The organism is Reella acinonychis, assembly GCF_052828705.1.
On the sequence record NZ_CM128256.1, the window covers coordinates 1424359 to 1447686 of the forward strand.

At 38.3% G+C, this 23328-nt stretch carries 19 protein-coding genes and 2 riboswitches; of the genes, 4 read left to right on the plus strand and 15 right to left on the minus strand.

The annotated features are described in order from the left end of the window. Nucleotides 1-5 precede the first annotated feature (5 nt). The 5 genes from torA to ACUXZ4_RS07175 form a co-directional block, all read right to left on the minus strand. A complete protein-coding gene (gene torA / locus ACUXZ4_RS07155; RefSeq protein ID WP_464972528.1) occupies nucleotides 6-2492 on the minus strand; it encodes a trimethylamine-N-oxide reductase TorA in 2487 nt (828 codons plus the stop codon). Between the two features lie 18 nt (nucleotides 2493-2510). Then, a riboswitch (molybdenum cofactor riboswitch) is annotated at nucleotides 2511-2646 on the minus strand. Nucleotides 2647-2648: 2 nt separating this feature from the next. After that, entirely contained in the window at nucleotides 2649-3767 is a 1119-nt protein-coding gene (locus ACUXZ4_RS07160) for a NapC/NirT family cytochrome c (RefSeq protein ID WP_464972529.1), read from the minus strand. A gap of 348 nt (nucleotides 3768-4115) precedes the next feature. Further along, complete coding sequence (ilvN, locus tag ACUXZ4_RS07165; protein WP_464972530.1) at nucleotides 4116-4607, minus strand: acetolactate synthase small subunit; 492 nt, start codon at nucleotides 4605-4607, stop codon at nucleotides 4116-4118. After that, nucleotides 4600-6336: an acetolactate synthase 3 large subunit gene (locus ACUXZ4_RS07170; protein ID WP_464972531.1), complete on the minus strand. Its 1737-nt coding sequence runs from the start codon at nucleotides 6334-6336 to the stop codon at nucleotides 4600-4602. The genes ilvN and ACUXZ4_RS07170 overlap by 8 nt, the downstream gene beginning before the upstream one ends. 277 nt (nucleotides 6337-6613) lie before the next feature. Next, nucleotides 6614-8152, minus strand: coding sequence for a Na+/H+ antiporter NhaC family protein (locus ACUXZ4_RS07175; RefSeq protein WP_464972532.1), 1539 nt, complete (start codon nucleotides 8150-8152; stop codon nucleotides 6614-6616). A 109-nt stretch (nucleotides 8153-8261) separates the two neighbouring features. After that, nucleotides 8262-8432: riboswitch (Lysine riboswitch) on the minus strand. 168 nt (nucleotides 8433-8600) lie between these two features. On the opposite strand from ACUXZ4_RS07175, the gene ACUXZ4_RS07180 reads away from it, so the two are divergent. Further along, a complete protein-coding gene (locus ACUXZ4_RS07180; protein ID WP_464972533.1) occupies nucleotides 8601-9002 on the plus strand; it encodes an H-NS family histone-like protein in 402 nt (133 codons plus the stop codon). 41 nt (nucleotides 9003-9043) lie between these two features. Then, complete coding sequence (purU, locus tag ACUXZ4_RS07185) at nucleotides 9044-9883, plus strand: formyltetrahydrofolate deformylase (RefSeq protein ID WP_464972534.1); 840 nt, start codon at nucleotides 9044-9046, stop codon at nucleotides 9881-9883. Between the two features lie 64 nt (nucleotides 9884-9947). Here purU and nagK read toward each other — a convergent pair whose 3' ends face one another. Continuing rightward, entirely contained in the window at nucleotides 9948-10859 is a 912-nt protein-coding gene (gene nagK, locus ACUXZ4_RS07190) for an N-acetylglucosamine kinase (RefSeq protein WP_464972535.1), read from the minus strand. 14 nt (nucleotides 10860-10873) lie between these two features. Continuing rightward, on the minus strand, nucleotides 10874-11629 hold the full coding sequence (locus tag ACUXZ4_RS07195) for a phosphatase PAP2 family protein (protein WP_464972536.1): 756 nt from the start codon (nucleotides 11627-11629) through the stop codon (nucleotides 10874-10876). Nucleotides 11630-11699: 70 nt separating this feature from the next. On the opposite strand from ACUXZ4_RS07195, the gene ribA reads away from it, so the two are divergent. Both ribA and arcA read left to right on the plus strand, forming a co-directional pair. Then, entirely contained in the window at nucleotides 11700-12362 is a 663-nt protein-coding gene (gene ribA, locus ACUXZ4_RS07200) for a GTP cyclohydrolase II (protein WP_464972537.1), read from the plus strand. 144 nt (nucleotides 12363-12506) lie between these two features. After that, nucleotides 12507-13214 carry a two-component system response regulator ArcA gene (arcA, locus tag ACUXZ4_RS07205; RefSeq protein ID WP_464972538.1) on the plus strand — a complete coding sequence of 236 codons (708 nt, stop codon included), beginning with the start codon at nucleotides 12507-12509 and terminating at the stop codon, nucleotides 13212-13214. 241 nt (nucleotides 13215-13455) lie between these two features. Here the strand turns inward: arcA and rplT are convergent, their stop codons facing one another. The 8 genes from rplT to nrfD all read right to left on the minus strand — a co-directional run bounded on the left by rplT (nucleotide 13456) and on the right by nrfD (nucleotide 23327). Beyond that, nucleotides 13456-13809 (minus strand): 50S ribosomal protein L20, encoded by a 354-nt coding sequence (gene rplT, locus ACUXZ4_RS07210; RefSeq protein WP_006249240.1) that lies wholly within the window; start codon nucleotides 13807-13809, stop codon nucleotides 13456-13458. An 88-nt stretch (nucleotides 13810-13897) separates the two neighbouring features. Further along, a complete protein-coding gene (gene rpmI / locus ACUXZ4_RS07215) occupies nucleotides 13898-14095 on the minus strand; it encodes a 50S ribosomal protein L35 (protein ID WP_005596065.1) in 198 nt (65 codons plus the stop codon). A gap of 109 nt (nucleotides 14096-14204) precedes the next feature. Beyond that, a complete protein-coding gene (gene infC / locus ACUXZ4_RS07220) occupies nucleotides 14205-14723 on the minus strand; it encodes a translation initiation factor IF-3 (protein ID WP_464972539.1) in 519 nt (172 codons plus the stop codon). 153 nt (nucleotides 14724-14876) lie between these two features. Continuing rightward, nucleotides 14877-15689 (minus strand): D-hexose-6-phosphate mutarotase, encoded by an 813-nt coding sequence (locus ACUXZ4_RS07225; protein ID WP_464972540.1) that lies wholly within the window; start codon nucleotides 15687-15689, stop codon nucleotides 14877-14879. A gap of 111 nt (nucleotides 15690-15800) precedes the next feature. Then, the gene (locus ACUXZ4_RS07230; protein WP_464972541.1) at nucleotides 15801-16754 is read right to left on the minus strand and encodes a bile acid:sodium symporter family protein; all 954 of its coding nucleotides are present in this window, start codon (nucleotides 16752-16754) and stop codon (nucleotides 15801-15803) included. A gap of 236 nt (nucleotides 16755-16990) precedes the next feature. Beyond that, nucleotides 16991-18922 carry a threonine--tRNA ligase gene (thrS, locus tag ACUXZ4_RS07235; RefSeq protein WP_464972542.1) on the minus strand — a complete coding sequence of 644 codons (1932 nt, stop codon included), beginning with the start codon at nucleotides 18920-18922 and terminating at the stop codon, nucleotides 16991-16993. Nucleotides 18923-19183: 261 nt separating this feature from the next. After that, nucleotides 19184-22273: a molybdopterin-dependent oxidoreductase gene (locus ACUXZ4_RS07240; protein WP_464972543.1), complete on the minus strand. Its 3090-nt coding sequence runs from the start codon at nucleotides 22271-22273 to the stop codon at nucleotides 19184-19186. Then, a complete protein-coding gene (gene nrfD / locus ACUXZ4_RS07245) occupies nucleotides 22266-23327 on the minus strand; it encodes an NrfD/PsrC family molybdoenzyme membrane anchor subunit (RefSeq protein WP_464972544.1) in 1062 nt (353 codons plus the stop codon). The genes ACUXZ4_RS07240 and nrfD overlap by 8 nt, the downstream gene beginning before the upstream one ends. Nucleotide 23328 lies beyond the last annotated feature (1 nt).

Here is a 23328-nt window from a genome sequence, read left to right on the forward strand (position 1 = left end):
TTAACTTAAGCTTTTGCCATTTTAGGTTGCTTAAATACGGTTACTTCTGGCGCTTCGCCGGTGAATTTCTCAAGCTGAACAATACAGCTATTTGCTGAGTTACCTTGCGCTAATTTTGAAGTACCAATATCCATGGTCAATACGTTAGGACAACCGTTTTTACATAATGGTTGCTCACTCGCACCAAGATCCATTGGATCATACCAAGCCCCTTCATGCAATGCCACAGTGCCTTTGATAATGCCATCAGTCACCACAGCACCCGCTAGCACTTGACCTCGTTTACTGAAAATTCGTACGATGTCGCCATTCGCAATACCGCGTTTTTGTGCATCTTCAGTATGAATTAACACTGGCTCGCGATCATTCACTGCATATTTTTCACGTAGTGAAGTTTGTGCTAATTGGCTATGCAAACGGTAGTAAGGATGCGGTGTCACTAATGCTAAAGGATATTCTTCAGTTACATTACCGGCAAATTCCTCTGGCACCATCCAAGATGGATAACCTTTGCAATCATCGTAGTTCATTTTTGCCACAACATCAGAGAAAATTTCAATTTTACCTGAAGGTGTACCTAATGGATTGAGTAATGGATCTTCTCTGAATTCACCATAACGTAACCATTTTTTCGCTTTTTCACTTACGTTGAAAGTAATAGGTTTATTTTCTTCCCAGAATTTCTCAAATTTAGGCATTAACACACGATTTTTACGCGCACCATCAAAGGCATCTTGATAGAAGGATTTTAACCAATCCATTTCAGATTTACCTTCGGTGAATTTATCTTCTACCCCAGCGCGTTTCGCTAATTCAGCGAAAATATCATAGTCACTTTTCGCTTCAAATTGTGGCTCAACCACTTTTTTCATTGGGAAAATATGCATAGACGCATAATCGCCAGACATGGTTAAGTCATTGCGCTCATAGCTCGTAGTTGCTGGCAACACAATATCTGCCATACGTGCAGTTGGTGTCCAATAAATTTCATTGACAATCACTGTATCTGGTTTTTGCCACGCTTTGACTAATAAATTGGTATCTTGATGATGAACAAATGGATTACCACCCACCCAATAAATTAATTTAATATCAGGATAGGTCACTTCTGTACCATTGTATTGAATTTTCTTGCCTGGATTGAGTAAAACATCAGCAATTCGAGCTAATGGGAAACTCAATGATGAGGTTTTCGCTAACCAAGATTGTCCCGTATTTGCGCTATTGTTTTCCAATGTTGCTGAAATTGAGCTTAAGCTACCGCCTGTTGCTGTTGGCGCACCACCATTAGAATAATGATAACTTAAACCGAAACCACCACCAGGTAAACCAATTTGACCAAGCATAGAAGCCAATGTCACCAACATCCAATGAGATTGTTCGCCATGGCGTTGACGTTGCATCGCCCAACCCGCCATTAACATAGTACGTTTAGAAGCAAAGTCACGCGCTAATTGTTTAATTACATCAACAGGCACACCACAGATTTTACTTGCCCATTCAGCGTCTTTAACTTGACCATCTTCTTTACCTAATAAATAGGCTTCGAATTTGTCATAACCTGTTGTGTATTTTTTCAGGAATTCCGTATTATGTTTATTCTCAGAAACCAAAGTATGCGCCATACCAAGCATTAATGGCACATCTGTTGCAGTATGAATTGGAATCCATTCTGCGCCTAAGAATTCGCAACTTTCACTTTTCACTGGGTCAATACAAATAATGCGTTTGCCACTTTCTTTTAATTTTTTGAAATAAGCGATACCTTGTTGGTCTGTTGAAGTCCATGCAATACGCAAAGTTGTCATTGGGTTAGCAGACCAAAGCACCACAATATCACTGTCAGATAAAATGGTTTCCCAACTGGTTTGTTGTTCATACACTTCAATAGTTCCCAACACATGAGGCATAATCACTTGAGCAGCCCCTGTTGAGTAGTCCCCTTTATGCCCAACAAAACCACCGGTTGCATTTAAATAGCGGTGTAATAAGGTACGGCAAGAATGTAATGAGCCAGAACTTTTCCAACCATAAGAACCGCCGAAAATATGCTCTGCTCCGCCACCTTCAACGGAACGAATACGCTTAAATTCAGCATCCACCAATTCAAAAGCTTTGTCCCAAGATACACGCACCCATTCATCACGACCACGCAGACTATTATCTTTATTACCTTCTAAATAACCTTTACGCACCATCGGATATTTCACGCGAGCTTCTGTATAAAGCTGATCTGCAACCACTGATTGCAATTCATTTTCCACCACAGGTTCAAATGCAGGGCCTGACTTCACCACTTTTCCATCTTCAACCACAACACCCAACGCTCCCCAATGCGCAGCTGTCAATACAGTATGACTTTCAGCTGCTTGAGCGGGAGCAGAAAATAATGAACTCACAGAGCCTGTCGTCAATGACGCACCAGCGACCCCCAAAGAAGAATTACGCAGAAAATCTCGACGTTTTGCATTAATTTTTTCTTTCTCTTTCATATTAAACCTCATATTGAGTAAGTTAAAATTAAGACACCTTTCCAATTTGGGAGGATAACCTATTTCTAGCTTATCCATGGTGGTAACCTTATACCACTGGCATTGCGACCATATCTTTCGACTTAGGGCAACAAGCTCGGAGTCCAGTTAAAATAATTAGTGGGTTACCCCTATCATATCTTTTGCATTACGTTGCAAATAAATCGTTACAGCGCGTACTTGATCCGCATCCATGGCAGTACGATCTTTCATTGAATTCACCACGCCAATCCATTGATTCGCCGTATAATGTTCCGCAGAAATCGGCGCATGGCAGCTACCACAATGCACATCATTCAAATTATTACCAAAAGCATTTAATGCTTTAATATTGGCAGTTAAGGTTTCTTTAAGTGCGGTGATTTCAAATGAAATTTCTTTCCAATCAGAAGCTGTTACTTCATCATAAACCGTATTTAATACTTGCACTTTATCTTTAGCATCATCACCTAACAAGGCGAGCATAATGCGTTTGCCTTTTTGCATATAAACCACTGATTCAGCACCAACCTGTTGCCAACCTTGAATTTTAGCTGTTACTTTGCCATTTTCTTCTTTCCAATTTGTCAATTCGGTATAAGGCATTAAGCGTACTTCGCCACCATTCACTAATTGCGTATTGGTCATGGATAAGGAATAAAGCATTTTATCCGTCGCACTAAATTCGCCTGCATGTTTCGTTAGCTCACCAGCAGCACTATTATCTTGTGGCATATCTGGCATAAAATGCACAATACCTTTGTGGCAATCAATACAGGTTTGTTTGGTTTCCAACGCTAACTTATGCATTTTTTGTGCAGATTCCGTTTGTTCAGATAAAGCCATTGCATCAAAACTGTGGCAACTGCGACAGGTCATCGAATCATTCTTTTTCATATCTTCCCAAACATGCTGCGCCAAGGCTAAGCGATGTTTTTCATACGCTTCTTGATCAGGTAATTTGTCATCAACAATGGTGTACCACAAATCTTTAAGCGCAATAAATTTCGCTTTCACATAATGCATTCCGCCTTCAGGAATATGGCAGTCCGAACATTCCGCCCGAATCCCTTTACGATTGGAAAAATGCACACTGCCCTCCCATTCCTCTTTTGGATAAGACATAGCATGGCAACTCACACAAAATTCCTGCGTATTGGTTTTATGCATAATAAATTGCACGCCCCCCAAACAAACTGCACCTAACACCATAAGCGCTAAACCACTTAATATTGTTTTTTTATTAAATTTAAGCATATCTCACTCCAAATTCTCATAAATACAAAATAACTCATAAGTGGTAGTTACTATATATTTTCTGTCACCAGAAAGAAAATTCTTGCCCCTATTTGAAAGAAAAACAGGCGTGATTTTTGACATAAATCAAATAGTCGTTATAAATAGATTTATATAAAAGAAAAGTAAAAAAGTGCGGTGGAAAACGTTGATGTTTTTTAATACTGAGGTTGGTTTATTTAAGGTAAACATCGTTACAAAAAATCTCCATTGCTATTGCTAGTTCAATGGAGATTTTACTTATTGTTATTAAGCGCAAAGTGAAAAACTCTTTATTTTTCCACCGCACTTTTATGACTGAATGGCAATTTACAGCATATTTTTCTCACCGCGTGATAGGCTGATTAAGCCAGAACGCACGATTTCCAAAATGCTGGTTTGTTCAGTGATGGCTTGTACAAAAGAATCAAGTTTATCTTTGGTGCCAGTCAGTTGGATGGTATATGTTTTCGCAGTAACATCCACGATCTGACCACGAAAGATATCCGCCAGACGTTTAATTTCATCACGCATTGCACCTGTGGCGCGGATTTTGACTAACATCACTTCTCGTTCCACATATTCGCAATCACTTAAATTCATGACTTTAAACACATCCACTAATTTATGTAATTGCTTTTCGATTTGCTCTAGCACACGTTCATCGCCTGAGGCTTCAATGGTCATGCGAGAAAGTGTTGGATCATCTGTTGGCGCCACCGTTAAACTTTCGATATTAAAGGCACGTTGAGAAAACAAAGCGATGACTCTTGATAATGCCCCAGATTCATTTTCCAATAATACAGATAAAATTCTACGCATTTTCTACTCCTTCGTTCTCTTCTGGTTTGCCTAATAACATTTCATCCATTGCACCTCCGCGAATTTGCATCGGGTACACATTTTCCGTTGCATCCACTTTGACATCAACAAATACAAGACGATCTTTAATGGAAAAAGCTTCTGTCAATTTTTGTTCAAGTTCATCCGCGCGATCGATTTGAATACCAACATGGCCATAGGCTTCCGCCAACTTGGCAAAATTCGGTAAGGAATTCATATACACTTGTGAATGGCGACCTGAGTAAATCAAATCTTGCCATTGTTTTACCATGCCTAAGAAGCGGTTATTTAAACTGACAATCACAATTGGGATATTGTATTGGGTTGCGGTGGAAAGCTCTTGAATATTCATTTGAATTGAGCCATCACCTGTAACACAAACCACCGTAGAATCTGGATGAGCGAATTTCACCCCTATTGCCGCAGGGAAACCAAATCCCATGGTGCCCGCACCACCTGAATTAATCCAACGACGTGGTTTATCAAACGGATAATGCAATGCGGCAAACATTTGATGTTGCCCTACATCTGATGCAATATAGGCATCACCTTGGGTTAAACGATAAATAGTTTCAATAACTGCTTGAGGTTTAATCTCTTGCGAAGTGCGGTCAAATTCCAAGCATTTTTTCGCTTTCCACTGTTCGATTTCTTGCCACCACTCTGTAAGATCGGACTGTGATTTAGCTAAGTTGTCATCTTGCAATAAGGATAAAAACTCGCTGAACACATTATCCACACTACCAACAATTGGAATCGCAGCAGGTACATTTTTTGAAATGGATGCTGGATCAATATCAATATGAATCACTTTTGCATTTGGGCAATATTTAGCAAGGTTATTTGTGGTACGGTCATCAAAACGCACCCCTACCCCTAAAATTAAGTCGGCATTATGCATTGCTGTATTGGCTTCATAAGTGCCATGCATACCCAACATGCCAAGGAATTGGCGATCGGTCGCCGGATAGCCACCTAAGCCCATTAAAGAAGAAGTAACAGGTAAATTTAATTGTTGTGCAAAGCGAGTGACCTTGTCACTACTGTTACCAATAATAACACCACCACCAATAAACATCACTGGTCTTTTCGCTACTAAAAGTGCCTTTAAGGCTTTTTTTATTTGTCCTTTGTGTCCTTGAATAGTTGGGTTATAAGAACGCAAATTCACTTCCGCAGGATATTCATAAGGATATTTATTATCTGGATTCACCATATCTTTTGGAATATCAATCAATACAGGGCCAGGACGACCTGTCGAGGCGATATAAAAGGCCTTTTTGATAATTGTCGGAATATCCTCTGGACGCTGAACAATAAAACTGTGTTTTACAATTGGTCGGCTTAATCCAACAGTATCACATTCTTGGAAAGCATCCGTACCAATCAAATGTGACATTACCTGTCCGCTGAGAATGACTAAAGGCACAGAATCAGTGTAAGCTGTAAAAATACCGGTTAGCGCATTAGTTGCACCCGGACCTGAAGTGACTAATACACACCCCACTTCGCCTGTTGAACGTGCGTAACCATCAGCCATATGAACCGCCGCTTGTTCATGGCGAACCAAAACATGTTCAATTCCCCCTAGGGTGTGAATTGCATCATAAATATCTAATACGGAACCACCTGGATAACCAAATAAATATTTTACCCCTTGATCTCGCAAAGATTGCACTACCATTTCTGCGCCAGACAATTTCTTCATAAAATCACTCCCTTTTTAACCGCACTTTTTTAGTTTTGTTTAAAATCATTTGCTTTTTAACACAGTTAAACTCAGTGTACTTTATTTTATTAAGTTGTCTATTGCTTTTTTACGCAAGAAAATACCACAAATCAGAACTTAAATCTAAAATAACAAGAATGAACAATATAAAATAAAAACAAGACCGCTAAATATAAAAAAATACGGCGATAAAGCCGTATTTTATAAAATTTTAAAAATTTAATATTTTATCTAACTTTGTGATTCAGATCACATTTTAACGTTTTCTAACAATAAGTACGCTAAGTACTAATACGCCTGCTGTTGCAGCAAAACCTAACCAACCTGATTGAGTAAAACCAATCACTAAATAACCAATACAGGTAGCGAAAGCAACCAATAAAGCATAAGGCAATTGTGTCGTAACGTGGTCGATATGATTACATTTTGCCCCAGTTGAAGATAAAATTGTGGTATCTGATACTGGAGAACAATGGTCACCACATACCGCCCCCGCCATAACAGCTGATAAACAAGGTAATAATAATTCAGGTGCCGCATTTACTGCGATAGAAGCCGCGATTGGTAACATAATACCGAAGGTTCCCCAGCTAGTACCAGTTGAGAATGCCATTGCTGCCCCTAAAATGAATAATAAGGTTGGCAAATAGGCTGCATTTAAATTACCTGAAATCAAAGTGGAAAGGTATTTACCCGTTTGCATATCCCCTACTACTTTGTTAATTGTCCAAGCGAAGAATAAGATAGCAATTGCGCCCATCATTGATTTCATGCCTAATAAATAAGCTTTCGCATATTCATTGAAACTCACGTTACGGTTTGCAATGATTAATAATGTAGACACTACTAATGCGGTTACGCCACCGACTACTAATGAAATACCAACAGTGGTATTTTCAAACGCACCTAAAACATCAAATGGTTTATTATCAGCTGCAAGTGCTTCGTTCCCTGTGTACATCATCATTGCCACAGTGCCTAAAATCAATGCAACAATTGGTAATACTAAATTACGCACATGACCTTTCACTTGATCTTCATTTTCATTCGCTGCATCCGCTTGTTCTAAAGCCAATCTTTCATGACGTGCCATCGGTCCAATATCAAAAGCAAAATAAGCAACAACGAACACCATAATCATTGAGAAGATTGCATATAGGTTTAACGCACTCATGGTAATAAATGCACCAAAAGGGGTATAACCTGTAATCGCGTGTTCTGCTAATAAACCTGCAATTAGGGTCATAATATAAGCACCCCAACTTGACACTGGCATCATAACGCACATTGGTGCGGCAGTTGAGTCAAGAATATAGGCTAATTTTGCACGAGAAACGCGGAAGCGATCTGTTACAGGGCGAGCAATCGCGCCTACGGCTAGGCTATGGAAATAGTCATCAATAAAAGTAACAAAAACAAGGCACGCTGCCATTAATTTTGCACCACGACGATCTTTAATGCGTTTTTGTGCCCATTCAGCAAAGGCTTGATTACTACCAGATACACTTAAAAGTGCGGTCAAAATACCGAGTAATAATAAGAAAATAATGATATGCACATTGCTATCATTTAACGCAAATTGTCCGTTTTCATCAAAACTATATAAAAGCGAAGAAACGCGATCTGTTAAATAAGAAAATGCGGTTGAAATGCTACCATCAGATAACATTAAGCTTCCGATAAGAATACCAAGGCTTAAAGACAATAATACTCGACGAGTAATAATGGCTAAGCTAAGGGCTAATACTGGTGGTACGACCGACCAAATTGAAGTTGAGAAATCTAAGAGTTCCATTTTGTTATACCTAAAAAGTAAATAAATAAAAGGAAAACTACTGACTTAAATACTTCAGGACAACAAAGTTGAAATAATTAAAATAAAAGGTAGGTAAGAGAAAACCAACCCTAACAGTAGCGCTCCATAGTTATGAACTATGACAGTAGCGTCCCTTTCGGTAACGTTACCAACCAATAAAAATGACTTTTTATTGATTTCGGCGGCTATTCCTTTCCTTTTCCTTCATCGTTATCCACTCAGAAAAAGTACTTATAATAGTCGCACCTCTACCTATGTAGGTTGCTCTTAGATTAACTGAATAATTGTAAAATGCAAGATCAATTCTCAAAAATTTTGATAAATTTTCTCAGAAAAATGAGAAAATAATAAAATATTTACAACAAATAATAATGAAGTTATGATTATTCAGTTATTAATTTCATTCACTTATTTAGGAAAATAACAAATGACAGACTTAATCAAATCATTAAATAACTTACATAGTTTAAGAGCACTTTTAGAACAAGTTGATTTAAAACAAGCTGAATCTATTTTGGCGAAATTCCAACGTGTTGTAGAGGAAAAACGCCAAGCGGAAGAAACTAATCTTTTAAAACAAAAAGAGCGTGAAGAATTAATAAAAAAATACAGAGAAGAACTAAAACAACAAGGTATTAGTTTATCTGAATTAAATTTAGATTCAGTATCACAAAAACAACCTAGAAAAGCACGTCAACCACTTCCTGCAAAATACAAATATGTCGATGAACAAGGTAATGAAAAGTATTGGACAGGACAAGGTCGCACACCAAAAGCCATTCAAAAAGCATTAGATTCTGGTAAAACATTAGACGCATTTAAAATCTAAGTAATACCAATTTTCTATTATTTAATCGATGGAAAACTTGCATGATTGAAAATAAAATTCTGCTAACCGATTGTCCAGATGATAAAGGACTTATCGCTAAAATTACGAATATTTGTTATAAGCATCAATTAAATATTATTCATAACAATGAATTTGTTGATTTTGAAACGAAACATTTTTTTATGCGCACAGAATTACAAGGTATTTTTAATGAAGAAACCTTGTTAGCGGATTTAAAATTTAGTTTACCAGAAGGAACAAATTGCCGTTTAATTAATGCAGATCGTAAAAAACGTATTGTTATTTTAGTGACAAAAGAAGCCCATTGCTTAGGCGATATTTTAATGAAAACTTATTATGGTGGTTTAGATGTTGAAATTGCTGCGGTAATTGGTAACCATGATTGTTTAAGAACATTGGCTGAGCGGTTTGATGTGCCATTCCATTGTGTCAGCCATGAAGGTTTAAGCCGAGTTGAACATGATCGATTACTGGCCGAAAAAATTGATCAATATGAGCCTGATTTAATCGTGCTGGCAAAATATATGCGCGTATTAAATCCTGAGTTTGTCGCTCGTTATCCAAATCGTGTGATTAACATTCATCATTCCTTCTTACCCGCATTTATTGGTGCAAACCCTTATAAGCGCGCCTATGAAAGAGGTGTGAAAATTATTGGTGCGACCGCACATTTCATTAATAATGAATTGGATGAAGGACCAATTATTATGCAAAATGTTATCGATGTGGATCACACCTACTCAGCCGAAGCCATGATGAAAGCAGGTCGAGATGTAGAAAAAACCGTATTAACGCGCGCTTTAGATCTCGCCCTACATGACCGTTTATTTGTCTTCCAAAATAAAACAATTGTTTTATAAATCTTATAAAAATAAGACCGCACTTTAAAAAAGCGCGGTCTTATTTTTTATGGTTTTATCTATTTTATTTCAAAAACAACGCAGCTGCTCCACGAACACCACCTGAATCACCATATTTGGCTTTTTTGATTAATGGCACCTTCGCTGAACGCATTAAGTGTTTTGGTAAGGCTTTTGGTAAGGCATCATATAAGTGGTCAAAATTAGATAATCCGCCGCCTAATACTATTAAATGTGGATCCAAAGCAGTAATAATGTTGCCAATAGAAACAGCAGCTAATTCTACGAAAAGTTCGACAAATTGCACCGCACTTTTATCATTATCGTAGAAACGTTGGATAATTTCTTTTGCAGATAATGCTTCGCCTTGAATGTCGCGATATAGCATTTCAAAACCACGTCCTGATAAATAAGTATCTAAACAAGCTTTATTACCACAACCACATTCATAAATAGGCGCTTTGTCCCAACCTAATAATTTCATTGCATGATAGTTTAACTGTAAATGCCCCAACTCGCCTGCCATGCCAATTTTGCCTGAATGGACTTTGCCGTCAAAAACTAATCCTCCGCCAAAACCTGTGCCTAGAATTAATCCCAATACAAAAGGATATTGCTGATTTTCACTATCCCATGCTTCAGATAAAGCAAAGCAATTCGCATCGTTTTCGGCTCTTACTTCTCGTCCTAAACGTTCAGAAAGATCTTTTAGAATAGGTTTATTATCTGCCACACGAATATTAGTAATTTCTGCTAATCCCGTATCATGATTAACAAAACCCGGCAAACCTAATCCCACAGTTCCTTTTGAGCCAAATTTTTCATCGGCACGATTCACCAGATCGACTATGACATTTAGCCAATCTTCATAACTTTCTTTTGGTGTTTCTACCCGTTCAGAATGTAATTTTTCTAGCTTTTCATTAAAAGCAGCTAATTCAATTTTGGTGCCGCCAATATCTAATCCGTATAGCATTATGTCCTCACTTATTACTGAATGTTTATGTGGCATTTTTTCAGTAAATTTCTAACCAATTGCTCTAATTTTGTATTATGACTTTGTACAATTGCAAACAACACAAGGTGAACAAGCCAAGCTAATAAGGTGCTCACAAGTAAATCAATCGGATGATGCATACCTAAACGTAAACGGCTAACTAACATCAACACCGCCCATAACAACATTCCTAATGTAAAGAAAGGATGACGACCAACAATCTGCGTAAAACCAACCGCTAACAACAACCAGCTAGCAGCGAAAATCGTATGGCCCGAAGGGAAAGAATAGCCCGTTTCATTGGCTCTATGTTTAACCAACCAAGTCGGTACATCGGCTTTATCTACATAAAATTGATTGACGATTTCTGCTCGTTGATCTCTTGTTTGATCATAAAAATAATCTTCTGATATATCACTTTGCTGAGTTAAAGCAACCACATAAGGTCTAGGCTCTGCAAAAACTGTTTTCGCTGCTGTTTTAATACCTTGAGTAACAATCATGGAAACAACCATAATTAATACCGCACTTATCCATTGTGTTTTCGTTGGGAAAAGAGGTAAAAATAGGAAAACAAAGAAAACACAGGTAATTAATGCGTAAGGCACACTCCCCGTTTCAGTTATCCAATATAAAAAATAATCAAAAGAAGTGAGGTTGGCATCGCCATTCCACTGCCATGAAAAAATCCAAGCAAAAAGTGGAACAAGACAAAGTAAAAAAGTATATAATGACAAACGTTTTAACATAGTAATTATCCTATGAAAATAAAAGCTATTCTAACATTACAAAAGTAAAAGAAAAATAAGGATTTATCTTATGGCAAAAATTCAGCTTGTAACTGAAGCCACTTTACCCACCGAATTTGGTATTTTCAAAATTGTTGGATTTGAATTTCCTGATACAAAAAAAGAACATGTTGCCTTAGTAATGGGAAAAATTGATGATAACCAACCAGTGCTTGCGCGTATTCATTCTGAATGTTTGACCGGCGATGCATTGCACAGCTTAAAATGTGATTGTGGCTTTCAACTTGCAAGTGCTTTACGTCAAATCAGTGAGGAAGGGCGAGGCGTATTGATTTATCATCGGGAAGAAGGTCGTGGCATTGGGTTAATTAATAAAATTCGTGCCTATGCCCTACAAGATCAAGGTATGGATACTATCGAAGCAAATTTAGCTTTAGGTTTTGCTGCTGATGAACGTAATTTTGCAGTATGCGCCGATATTTTTGAATTATTAGGGGTTAATCAAGTACGTTTATTAACCAACAATCCCAATAAAATTGAAACCATGCGCAAAGCAGGAATCAATATTGTAGAACGTGTCGCGCTCAATGTAGGGGAAAATCGCTATAACACCGACTATTTAGATACCAAAGCGAAAAAAATGGGGCACTATATCGTGCATAATAACGAAAAACATTTTTTAAATTGCCCACATTGCCAATCTGAAATTCCTCAGACAGATAAAAGCAAATAACTAATGTTAACATTTCATGATATAGATCATAAAAACATCAACTAGCTGTTAATTTTTATTGTTGCAAGATTGTTACATTCATACAATATGAAAAGTTTATCGTAGTAACATGTTGTAAATGGAAATTTTGATTAAGGATAAAGCATGACTACTCCACAGATTTTAATTGTTGAAGATGAAACCATCACTCGAAACACACTGAAAAGTATTTTTGAAGCTGAGGGCTATGATGTTTTTGAGGCAAGCGATGGTTCTCAAATGCATCGCGTTTTACTTAATCAAGAAATCCATTTGGTTGTAATGGACATTAATTTACCCGGCAAAAATGGTTTAATGCTCGCGCGGGAATTACGTGAAAATACCAATACCGCATTAATTTTCCTAACAGGAAGAAATAATGAAGTAGATAAAATCTTGGGTTTAGAAATTGGCGCAGATGACTACATTACAAAACCATTTAACCCGAGAGAATTAGCGATTCGTGCTCGTAATTTGTTACAACGTACCATGCAAGATGATAAATATCAGGATAAAAATATTGAATATTATCGTTTTAATGGTTGGGCCTTAGATATTAACCAACATGCCTTAATTAATCCTGAAGGTGATATCCTCAAACTGCCTCGTAGTGAATTCCGCGCAATGTTACACTTTTGCCAGAACCCAGGCAAAATTCAAACTCGCGAAGAGTTGTTGAGAAAAATGACAGGTCGTGACTTAAAAGAAAATGATCGCACCGTTGATGTCACAATCCGTCGAATTCGCAAACACTTCGAAGATCATTTAGACACACCAGAAATTATTGCCACTATTCATGGCGAAGGCTATCGCTTTTGCGGCGAATTAGAATAAAAAGTGCGGTATTTTTTTATGAGTTTTATTTAACTCTTACAAAAAACAATTATACCATTTTAATTTACCCCCTTACCTTTCAATAAAGTTAAGGGGATTTATTTGCCTGTAATATTTGTGGCAATATCAACGTAAAAATTGATTACTATTGAGTAAAAAATCTCAAAAACACTATCTGTGTAGAGTAATCAATACAAATAAAAAAGGACGCTTTCGCGTCCTAATTCTCTATTCTTTAAAATTAAAGAGCAGATTTTGCTTTCTCAACTAATGCTGCGAAAGCCACTTTGTCAAATACTGCGATATCAGCAAGGATCTTACGATCGATTTCAACAGATGCTTTTTTCAAGCCGTTGATGAATTTGCTGTATGATAAACCGTTTTGACGAGCTGCCGCGTTGATACGAGCAATCCATAATTGACGGAATTGACGTTTACGCTGACGACGGTCACGGTAAGCATATTGTGCAGCTTTAACTACTGCTTGGAAAGCAACGCGATACACGCGTGAACGTGCACCATAATAACCTTTAGCAGCCTTAAGAACTTTCTTATGGCGTGCTCTTGCAATAACACCACGTTTTACACGAGCCATTATTTTATCTCCTAATTGTCTATTGGGCGTTTGCCCACATTTTAAAAACTAAAAATTTACTAATCGTACGTTGTACTTAATCAAACGCTTATGCGTATGGTAAGCACGCTACTACTAAAACTTGGTCTGCTTTCGCTACCATTGATTTGTGACGTAAGTGACGTTTACGCTTAGTCGTTTTCTTAGTCAAAATGTGACGTAAGTGAGATTGTTTACGTTTGAAACCGCCAGACGCTGTTTTTTTGAAACGTTTAGCAGCACCACGTACTGTTTTAATTTTAGGCATTGTTTAATAACTCCGCATTGTTTAACGTTAATACATATAATTAGGCGAATAAAATAGGGTTAAAAACAACAAAAATATTAACCGCACTTTATTACTTGAACTGCGCTAATTACTTCTTCTTAGGGGCTAACACCATCACCGCTTGACGACCTTCAAGTTTTCCCGGTGCTGATTCAACCACAGAAATGTCAGCTAAATCATTTTTCACACGTTCTAACACATCTAGTCCGATGTCTTGGTGAGCCATTTCACGTCCGCGGAAACGAACTGTGATTTTAGCTTTATCCCCTTCTTCTAAAAAGCGAATCAGGCTGCGTAGTTTTACCTGATAGTCGCCTTCGTCTGTACCAGGACGGAATTTAATTTCCTTCACTTGTACAACTTTCTGCTTTTTCTTCTGCTCTTTTGCAGCTTTGCCTTTTTCATAAAGGAATTTACCGTAATTCATAATACGGCACACTGGCGGTTCGGCATTAGGACTAATCTCAACTAAGTCTAATTCAGCAGCTTCTGCCATAGATAAGGCTTGTTGAATAGAAACGATACCTGCTTGCTCGCCATCCTGATCGATTAAACGAACTTCCTTCACTCTAATTTCGTCATTAATACGATTAGGGCGATTCGTCACTGGTGCTTTTTTTACGGTTTTAATAGTCTTATTCCTCTATTGGTTTTCTTAGGCTTTCATCTGCAATTCAGAAGAAAATAAATTACTGTTCAAAAATAAACAAAACGTGCAAGATTCTACTCGATCTCGCAGATTTATGCAATGCAAACACAACTATTTTTTGTTCACTTTTAATAAAACAGAAACACTCTCGCCTGATTGCAATTCAGTATGAATTCGAGCGGTTTCCACACATAACATCTGTTGATAATCCTCTGCTTTCATACCACTTGTTGCTTTATGCCATGGATTCCACAATACCATTTCTGTGGCATTTTGATGTTCAATCTCAATTTGACGCTGCAATTTCTTATCATTGATATAATGTGTTGTTTGCTCTAAACGATAAATTGCATCAATTGTTTGATCAATTTGGCGTGTTGCAGGCACCGTATCTTGTTCACGAGTTAAGCTATTAAATACCGTCGTTGGCAAATTATTGACTTCAACTTGCGTAATATCGCCCACCTGAAAATAGCTATGTAATGCTAATTGAGCAGGTTCAGCGACACAATGTGTGAAGGTAACTTGGCAATGTTCGCTAAATTGCATTTCCACTTTTGCTTGCAAAATTTGTTGATCAAATAAGGAAAAAATTAACCGCACTTTTTCAGATGAAATCTCATAATCACTGAGTTCCCACAATGCAATACGTGCAGTGCCATGAGCAGGTTGTTTTGCTGCACCAAACCAAGGATAGCAAATAGGAATTCCACCACGAATCGCATTACCTAAAGTAAAAGGATCTATATCACTTAACCATAAAACAGAGTGAGTTTCATTTTTAGCTTTCCAAGTTAATAATTGTGCGCCTTGCAACGCAATTTTCGCTTCGCCAACCGCATGTTTTAATTCCAATACGGGAATTTGATTATATTGATACAACGCTAATTCTGGCGATAGTTGTTTTACTTTTTCAATGTTCATAGAAGCACCTCTCAATGTCATGTTTTATGCTCAATCATACTCTCTTTGTCCTTTTATCACCACCAATAAAAAAGTGCGGTGAAATTCACCGCACTTTTACTTGAACAAAGATTATTTACTGCTTCGTTTATCCCACCAGATAAATAGATTGGCTAATACAGTGCCTGAAACAGAATGCCATACAGTAGAAACAGCACAAACAATTGCAGATTCCGCAGTATTTGGGAAGAATTTACCACTCAATCCTGTTGCTAATCCTGCATTCTGTACCCCAACTTCAATAGCTAATGTGCGTTTTTTCTCTTTACTCATGCCAACAACTTTGCCAGCCAAATAGCCTAAAACATAACCAATCACATTATGGCATAGGATACAAACAAAAATAATAAAGCCGATATGTAAGAATTTATTGCCATGAACAGCAACAACACCACCAACAATGAATGCAAAATTAATCACCGCTACACCTGGCATTAATTCACGCAAATCTTGGAACCATTTGTATTTTTGCAATGTAATATTTAAAAGAGAGCCAACTACAACAGGCAATAAGGTAACTAATAACATAAAACGGAACATTGCCCAACCGTCCATATCCACTGTTTCACCCACTAAAAAGTTGAGCAATAATGGCGTCATAATTGGTGCAAAAATAGTTGAGACAGTGGTCATTCCAACGGAAAATGCCACATCGCCTTTACATAAAAAGCTCATAATATTAGAGGCAACACCACCTGGACAACAACCTACTAAGACTAATCCTAACGTCAGTTCTGGCGATAAGTCAAAGAATCTTGCAATACTGATAGCAACGAATGGCATAATACTATATTGTGCCACTGTACCAATAAAAACATCTAAGGGACGCTGAGCAAGAATTTTATAATCATCAACGCCTAAGGTCATCCCCATAGAAAGCATAATTAAGCCAAGAATAAGTACTTGCGCATCCCCTTTTACCCAAGTAAAAAGTTCAGGTTTAAAAAACGTCACCCCAGCTAATAAAATAATAAAAAGTGCGGTATATTTTGACAATAACCGACTAAGTTGCTTTAAAAACGACATGCTAGATTCCTTATTAAAGTGGTTATATAAGTTAAAAATATAAAAAAATGTACTTGCTAAATCCTGTAAGCAAGTACATTTAATAATTACCATAAATATCTTAGATGTCAATCAATGCATTTAAAATATCCGCAATATAATTAGATTATTTTGTAATAAATAGTCACTTTTTTAGATAAAATCTTATTATAAAAAAGTGCGGTCAAATTAACCGCACTTTTACAGATAAAGAGGATTTACTCTTCGCCAAACAATTTCAATTCACGAGAATACACTTGTTTTTTGAGCATTTCGGTGAATTCTGCAATTGTGAAGGTACCGAGATCTGCACCTTTGCGAGTACGCACTGCCACTTTGCCCGCTTCGATCTCTTTATCGCCACAAACGAGCATATACGGCACACGGCGTAAGGTGTGTTCACGGATTTTGAAGCCTACTTTTTCGTTACGAAGATCCGATTTCACTCGCAAGCCAGCATCAGACAAGGCTTTCACCACGTTTTGCACGTAATCCGCTTGGCTGTCGGTGATGTTCATAACCACAGCTTGAGTTGGTGCAAGCCACGCTGGGAAGAAACCAGCGTATTCTTCGGTGATGATACCAATGAAACGTTCGATAGAACCTAAAATCGCACGATGGATCATTACAGGAGTCCGGCGACCGTTGTCTTCCGCCACATAAGACGCATCTAAGCGACCTGGTAGGGCGAAGTCGAGCTGGATAGTACCGCATTGCCATTCACGATCTAAGCAGTCACGCAAGGCAAATTCAATTTTCGGCCCGTAGAATGCCCCTTCTCCTTCTTGGATTTCGTATTCCAAGCCATTGTGGCGTAAAGCATTTGCTAAGCCTTCTTCCGCACGATCCCACATTTCGTCCGCACCGATACGTTTTTCAGGGCGAGTGGAAAGTTTCACTTGAATGTTTTGGAAGCCGAAGGTGCTGTAAATGTCGTACACCATTTTGATACAGGCTGTTACTTCGCTTTCGATTTGTTCTTCGGTACAGAAAATGTGAGCATCGTCTTGAGTGAAGCCACGCACACGCATTAAGCCGTGCAGAGAACCAGACGGTTCGTTACGGTGGCAAGAACCAAATTCTGCCATACGAATTGGCAAATCACGGTAAGATTTCAAGCCTTGATTAAAGATTTGAACGTGACCTGGGCAGTTCATCGGTTTGATTGCATATTCACGGTTTTCTGATTGAGTGGTGAACATTAAATCGCCGTAGTTTTGCCAGTGACCTGTTTTTTCCCACAGCACACGGTCCATCATAAACGGACCTTTTACTTCCTGATAATCGTACTCTTTGAGTTTGGTACGCACGAAGGTTTCTAGCTCACGGAAAATCGTCCAGCCGTCGTTGTGCCAGAACACCAAACCTGGTGCTTCTTCTTGCATATGATATAAATCTAAGGCTTTACCGATTTTACGGTGGTCACGTTTTGCCGCTTCTTCCAAACGGGTTAAATATTCGCTTAATTGTTTTTTATCTGCCCACGCGGTGCCGTAAATACGTTGCAACATTTTGTTTTTGCTGTCGCCACGCCAGTACGCCCCTGCGATTTTCATCAATTTGAAATGGTGGCAGAAACGCATATTGGGAACGTGTGGCCCACGGCACATATCGGTATATTCTTCGTGATGATAAAGTGCTGGCGTGTCGCAACGGTCGATATTTTCATCTAAAATCGCCATTTTGTACGGCTCGCCACGGCGTTCAAAGGTATCACGGGCTTCTTGCCAGCTAACCACTTTTTTTACCACATCATAGTTGGTTTTCGCCAGTTCTAGCATGCGTTTTTCAAGGGCATCAATATCTTCTTGCGTTAAAGAACGGTCTAAATCCACATCATAATAAAAGCCATTGTCGATAGTCGGACCGATTGCCATTTTCACATCAGGGAAAAGTTGCTTAATAGCGTGACCGAGCAAGTGGGCAGTGGAGTGGCGGATAATTTCTAAACCGTCTTCATCTTTTGCAGTAATAATTTCCAGAGAAGCATCTTCGCTGATAATGTCGCAGGCATCACGACGCACGCCGTTCACACGCCCTGCGATGGTTGCTTTGGCAAGCCCTGCCCCAATGCTTTGGGCAACTTCTAAAACTGAAACAGGATTATCGAATTGGCGTTGAGAGCCGTCTGGAAGGGTAATAATTGGCATAATTTTTCCTTTACAGTGGTAACCCATACGAGAGGTTACTTGTTGATTTCTAAACTAATGATAAATAAAAAAGTGCGTCAAAACGCACCGCACTTTTGATATACACCTACAATGTGTGAGCAAAAGTGCGGTGCATTTTAGCACAATTTTTATGAGCTTGAAAACTTAAATAGCGTTCTCCCAATAGAGATCTATTTGGCTTAGTTGTGCCATTTTATTAATGTAATTAAATAAAAACAGAGTGAAAAATTAAGCTGTAAATTAAGTCAATTTCGTTAATTTAGCAGGAATCCCCTGTCTTACAGCTGAACCACATACCCAATCTACCCAAGGTGATGCAATTTCTTTAGTATCATCCAACACCCCAAGAGCATTGATATTCACGCCACGTTTAATTTGAGTATGACCTTGAATTTCTTTACCATCAATCACATAGCTTGTAGCCCCCAATTGTTTATGGCCATAACCATGCTCAATGGCAATAGTGCCTCTAATCACGCCTTCAATGAGGATGATCTGAACATGCTGTTGTCCACCTGGTGTGGCTAATTGCACTAATTCGCCATGACTAAATCCATATTGCTGTGCATCTTGTTCGTTCATGGCAACAATGCCATCAGGCTTAATGCTATGTAGTCTTAATAAAGGTGCGGTAATACTGCTCATTAAATTGGATTTAAATGAAACCAATTTAAATGGCCATTGTGCTAATGGATAGCGACTTTCAACCGTACTATTATTAGCAAATTGTGGTTCAAAATAGGTTGGACAACCATGATAATGCTTACCTGTTTGTGCATGTTTTGCAGTAGCTACTTTTTCATTCCAAATTTGCAAACAATTTTTCCATTTGGCTTGCATATTGTCTTCTTGCCATGCACTTTGATAAGGAGCAAAACGTCCCCCTTTACAATAAATATTTGCTACTTTCATCACTTCTTCGGGCTTTAAGATCTGCTCAAATTGTGGCATCAGACGCTGAACTCCTGTCAATAATAAGTCCTCGGGTAAAGCATCGTTTACCGGCTCTTTACCATCATAGGCAATATTAGCAGCAGCACGTAAAAAGAAGTCTGCAGAGCGATTCAATGGATAGTAATTTTTTTGTTTATCTGTAATTGCGTTGTCACCAAACCCTGCTAAGTTCATGGCTTTCGCAATGGCAATAATAAAACTTTCCATACAGATGGTTTCACCATCTGCAGTTTTTCCATTTATTGACTCTACCACAGGCCAACGAGCTGTACTTGTTTTAGTTGGCACGCCAGCCCAAGGTGTACTAAACCCCCAACTTTCAAAGTTATGCGTATCTGGCACAATATAATCTGCCATTGCTGTAGTTTCATTCATAAAGGCATCCACCGCAATAAATAGCGGTAAAATTTTCGGTTCACGCAGTTTTTCATCTGTAATATGATGGATTCCCGTCATCCCATACAATGGATTACTCATGTGGCTAATCCATGCTTTAAGGGAATAAGGATAACCTTGTAAAGCAGAGGTAATCATTTCAGACATTTGCCCGCCTGCAAAAGGATACCAAGCTGCTTTTGCAGGATAAGGATTCTGCCCTTGTTCAACTTTACGTTTAAACTCAGAAGATTTTTCATACGACTTTTTACTGCGTGCTAAATTAATACCTTTCGGTTTGACCATATTGTCAAAATTGGCTAAATCATAACGAGGACCACCACCAAAATCTTTAAATTTGCCACCAGACATACTCATGCCGCCTTTTTTATTCATATTGCCCACCATTGCATTGAGCAATAAAATAGCCCACGCAGTATAAAATCCATTACTATGCATGGTTCCACCATGGGTAACTACTGAGGCACGATGACCATGAGAAGTAAATTCTTTGGCCAATTGAATAATAGTATCAACTGGCACTCCGCACTGCTCGGCATAGGTTTCAAGGGGCTGTTCAAAACAAGATTCTTTTAATAATTGCAAAGCGGATTTTACTCTGATTTCTCTGCCATCTTTCAACTGAACCAAATCGTCCACAAAAAGTACCGCACTTTGACATTGACGCGATGGGATAAATTCACCACTGACACCGTCTTTAACCATAATATCGCCATCTTCCGCTTTTTCAGGTTCTGCAACATCTTGTAAATCTTGAATACGAAGGGCTTTTCCATAATTTTTATCTGTTTGATCGGCAATAAATAAATGGGTGGCATTACAAAAGCTGGCACCATTTACTTGCTGCATTGCTGTTTCACTTGGTATGCGTAAATAGTCTGCATTATAGCGTTCATTCTCAATAATCCAACGTAACATAGCTAATGATAAAGAAAGATCCGTCCCAGGTATAATAGGAATCCAACGGTTATTATCCGTAGCTTTAATAGAACTTAATTCTAAACGTGGTGCCACGACGACATAATCAAAATTATCTTCCGTACGTTGTTTTGCTAATTGTCTTGCCTGACGTTTAAACGGATTTCCTGCTTGAGCTGGCGATGTTCCCATAAATAAAATAAACTCGGCATTATCCCAATCAGGTTTCGCATGAGCATTGTTATCTAAATCATTCATAAATGCTCCAGAACCTGCACGATAAGATAATCCGCAAAAAGAGCCATGAGAAGCAAAATTAATGGTACCAAAACTGTTATTAGCAAAACGTTTAAGCAAAGGTTGCCGTCCTTCAGGACCTGCGAAAGTAACCATTAACTGATTTACTTTCGCACCAAACTCTGGATTTATCGGATCCACAGGGGTTTTTAAATCACGAATTGACTTTAGGCCCTCCACATGACCTTCACCAAATAAATCCCCTCCATTGACAACTTCGTCAACAAGCTGTTCAAAACTGATAGTTTGCCATTTCCCCTCTCCACGTTTACCGACGCGTTTTAAAGGTTGAGTTATACGATAAGGGCTATTGATACCTTCTAAAAATGCAGAACCCCTCGCACAAGCCGTTGAGCGTTGCACTAATCCATTTTCCCCTGCTACGCTTAACTCTGCCTCACGAACTGGTTGATTAAAATTGATATATTTTTCGGCAGAAAGTGGATGATAAGGATTGCCGTTAATACGTAACAATTTATTTTGTTCGACATCCACGCGTACACGTAAACCACATAATGTCCAACAACCCATACATTGTGTATTGCACACAACTTGTTGATTATTACCAATCAGTTGTCCATCTTTAACTTGATATTCAGGAGTTAAGGCATTGCCATAAATAGCATCTTTTGTTACTTCTCCCGAAGTACCTTTTGTAAGACCTACGGCAATTTCTTTTAATTTAGGGACATAGCCCGCACAAAATGCAGTGGCTGTGCCCACCGCTAACCCACCTTTTAACAAATTTCTTTTTTGCTTATTCATATTGTCCCCCTACCATCGATTGCACACCATTCTGTAAGTAAAGTTGTCTATAAACATATTGCCAGAATACAAAGGTAATAAAAAACCATAAACTGAACATAGCCAATATGCCGATAATGCCATCCACTTCCCAATTTAATGTATATGGATGAATGGCTGCACTATATTTAGATAACAATTGCACTTGAATGAGCAGCACCCAACGCACGAGCCAAGTCATACCTACAGCCATCAATAAGTTTAGTAAACGAGTGATGAAATTATTTGGTAAGCTTACAAAAAGCATTAATAGGCCAATCAACAAGCAAATTATTAAAGGTAAACCACTAGACTGCCAAAGTTGAGTGAGCTGCAGTGCGGTCTGATTTGAGAAGAAATAGAGACCAATTATCGAACAGATTAAAAGTACTAAACTCACTAAGTTTATACGATGTAATAAAGTTGACGTCTGCGTAGGTAAGCAGAGCTGAATACAAAATTCACAAAGCATACTGGCAGTTGGTAGAACGCTAAATAAAATCAATGGCATTAACCAATACTGATGCCATAATGGATGAGCAGCCACAACAAATACTTCCATGGTGGTATAAAGTAAGATTAATAAGCCCAATATCAGACTAGAAAGACGACATACTGATACCCAACGAGGTAAATTCAATTGCCCTTTATAAAGCACGTGTAACCACTTCGGCAATATGTCCATGGGGATAACTTGACGCAATAAACAAACAAAATAGGTTAATAGACAGAAAATAAAGAATGGTAAAAATAAAGCGCCCCATGCCATCCATGACCAAGGTGTTGGATGTAAATAAAAATTTATTATACGGCTTGGTTGGTGCAGATCAGCTATTAAAGCTATAGATGCAACAAAAGCACAAACCAACGCAACGCCAATCGCTATAAATTCTTTACTTATGTGCTTTTCACGCTGATAAAGAAAAAAAGCAATAAATACAGAGGAAAACGATAGTCCAATAAAGAAAAAATAACTTACAGCCCAAGGTAACCATGTAACACCCTGTGGTTCAACAAGAATTTCACGAATAGTCATA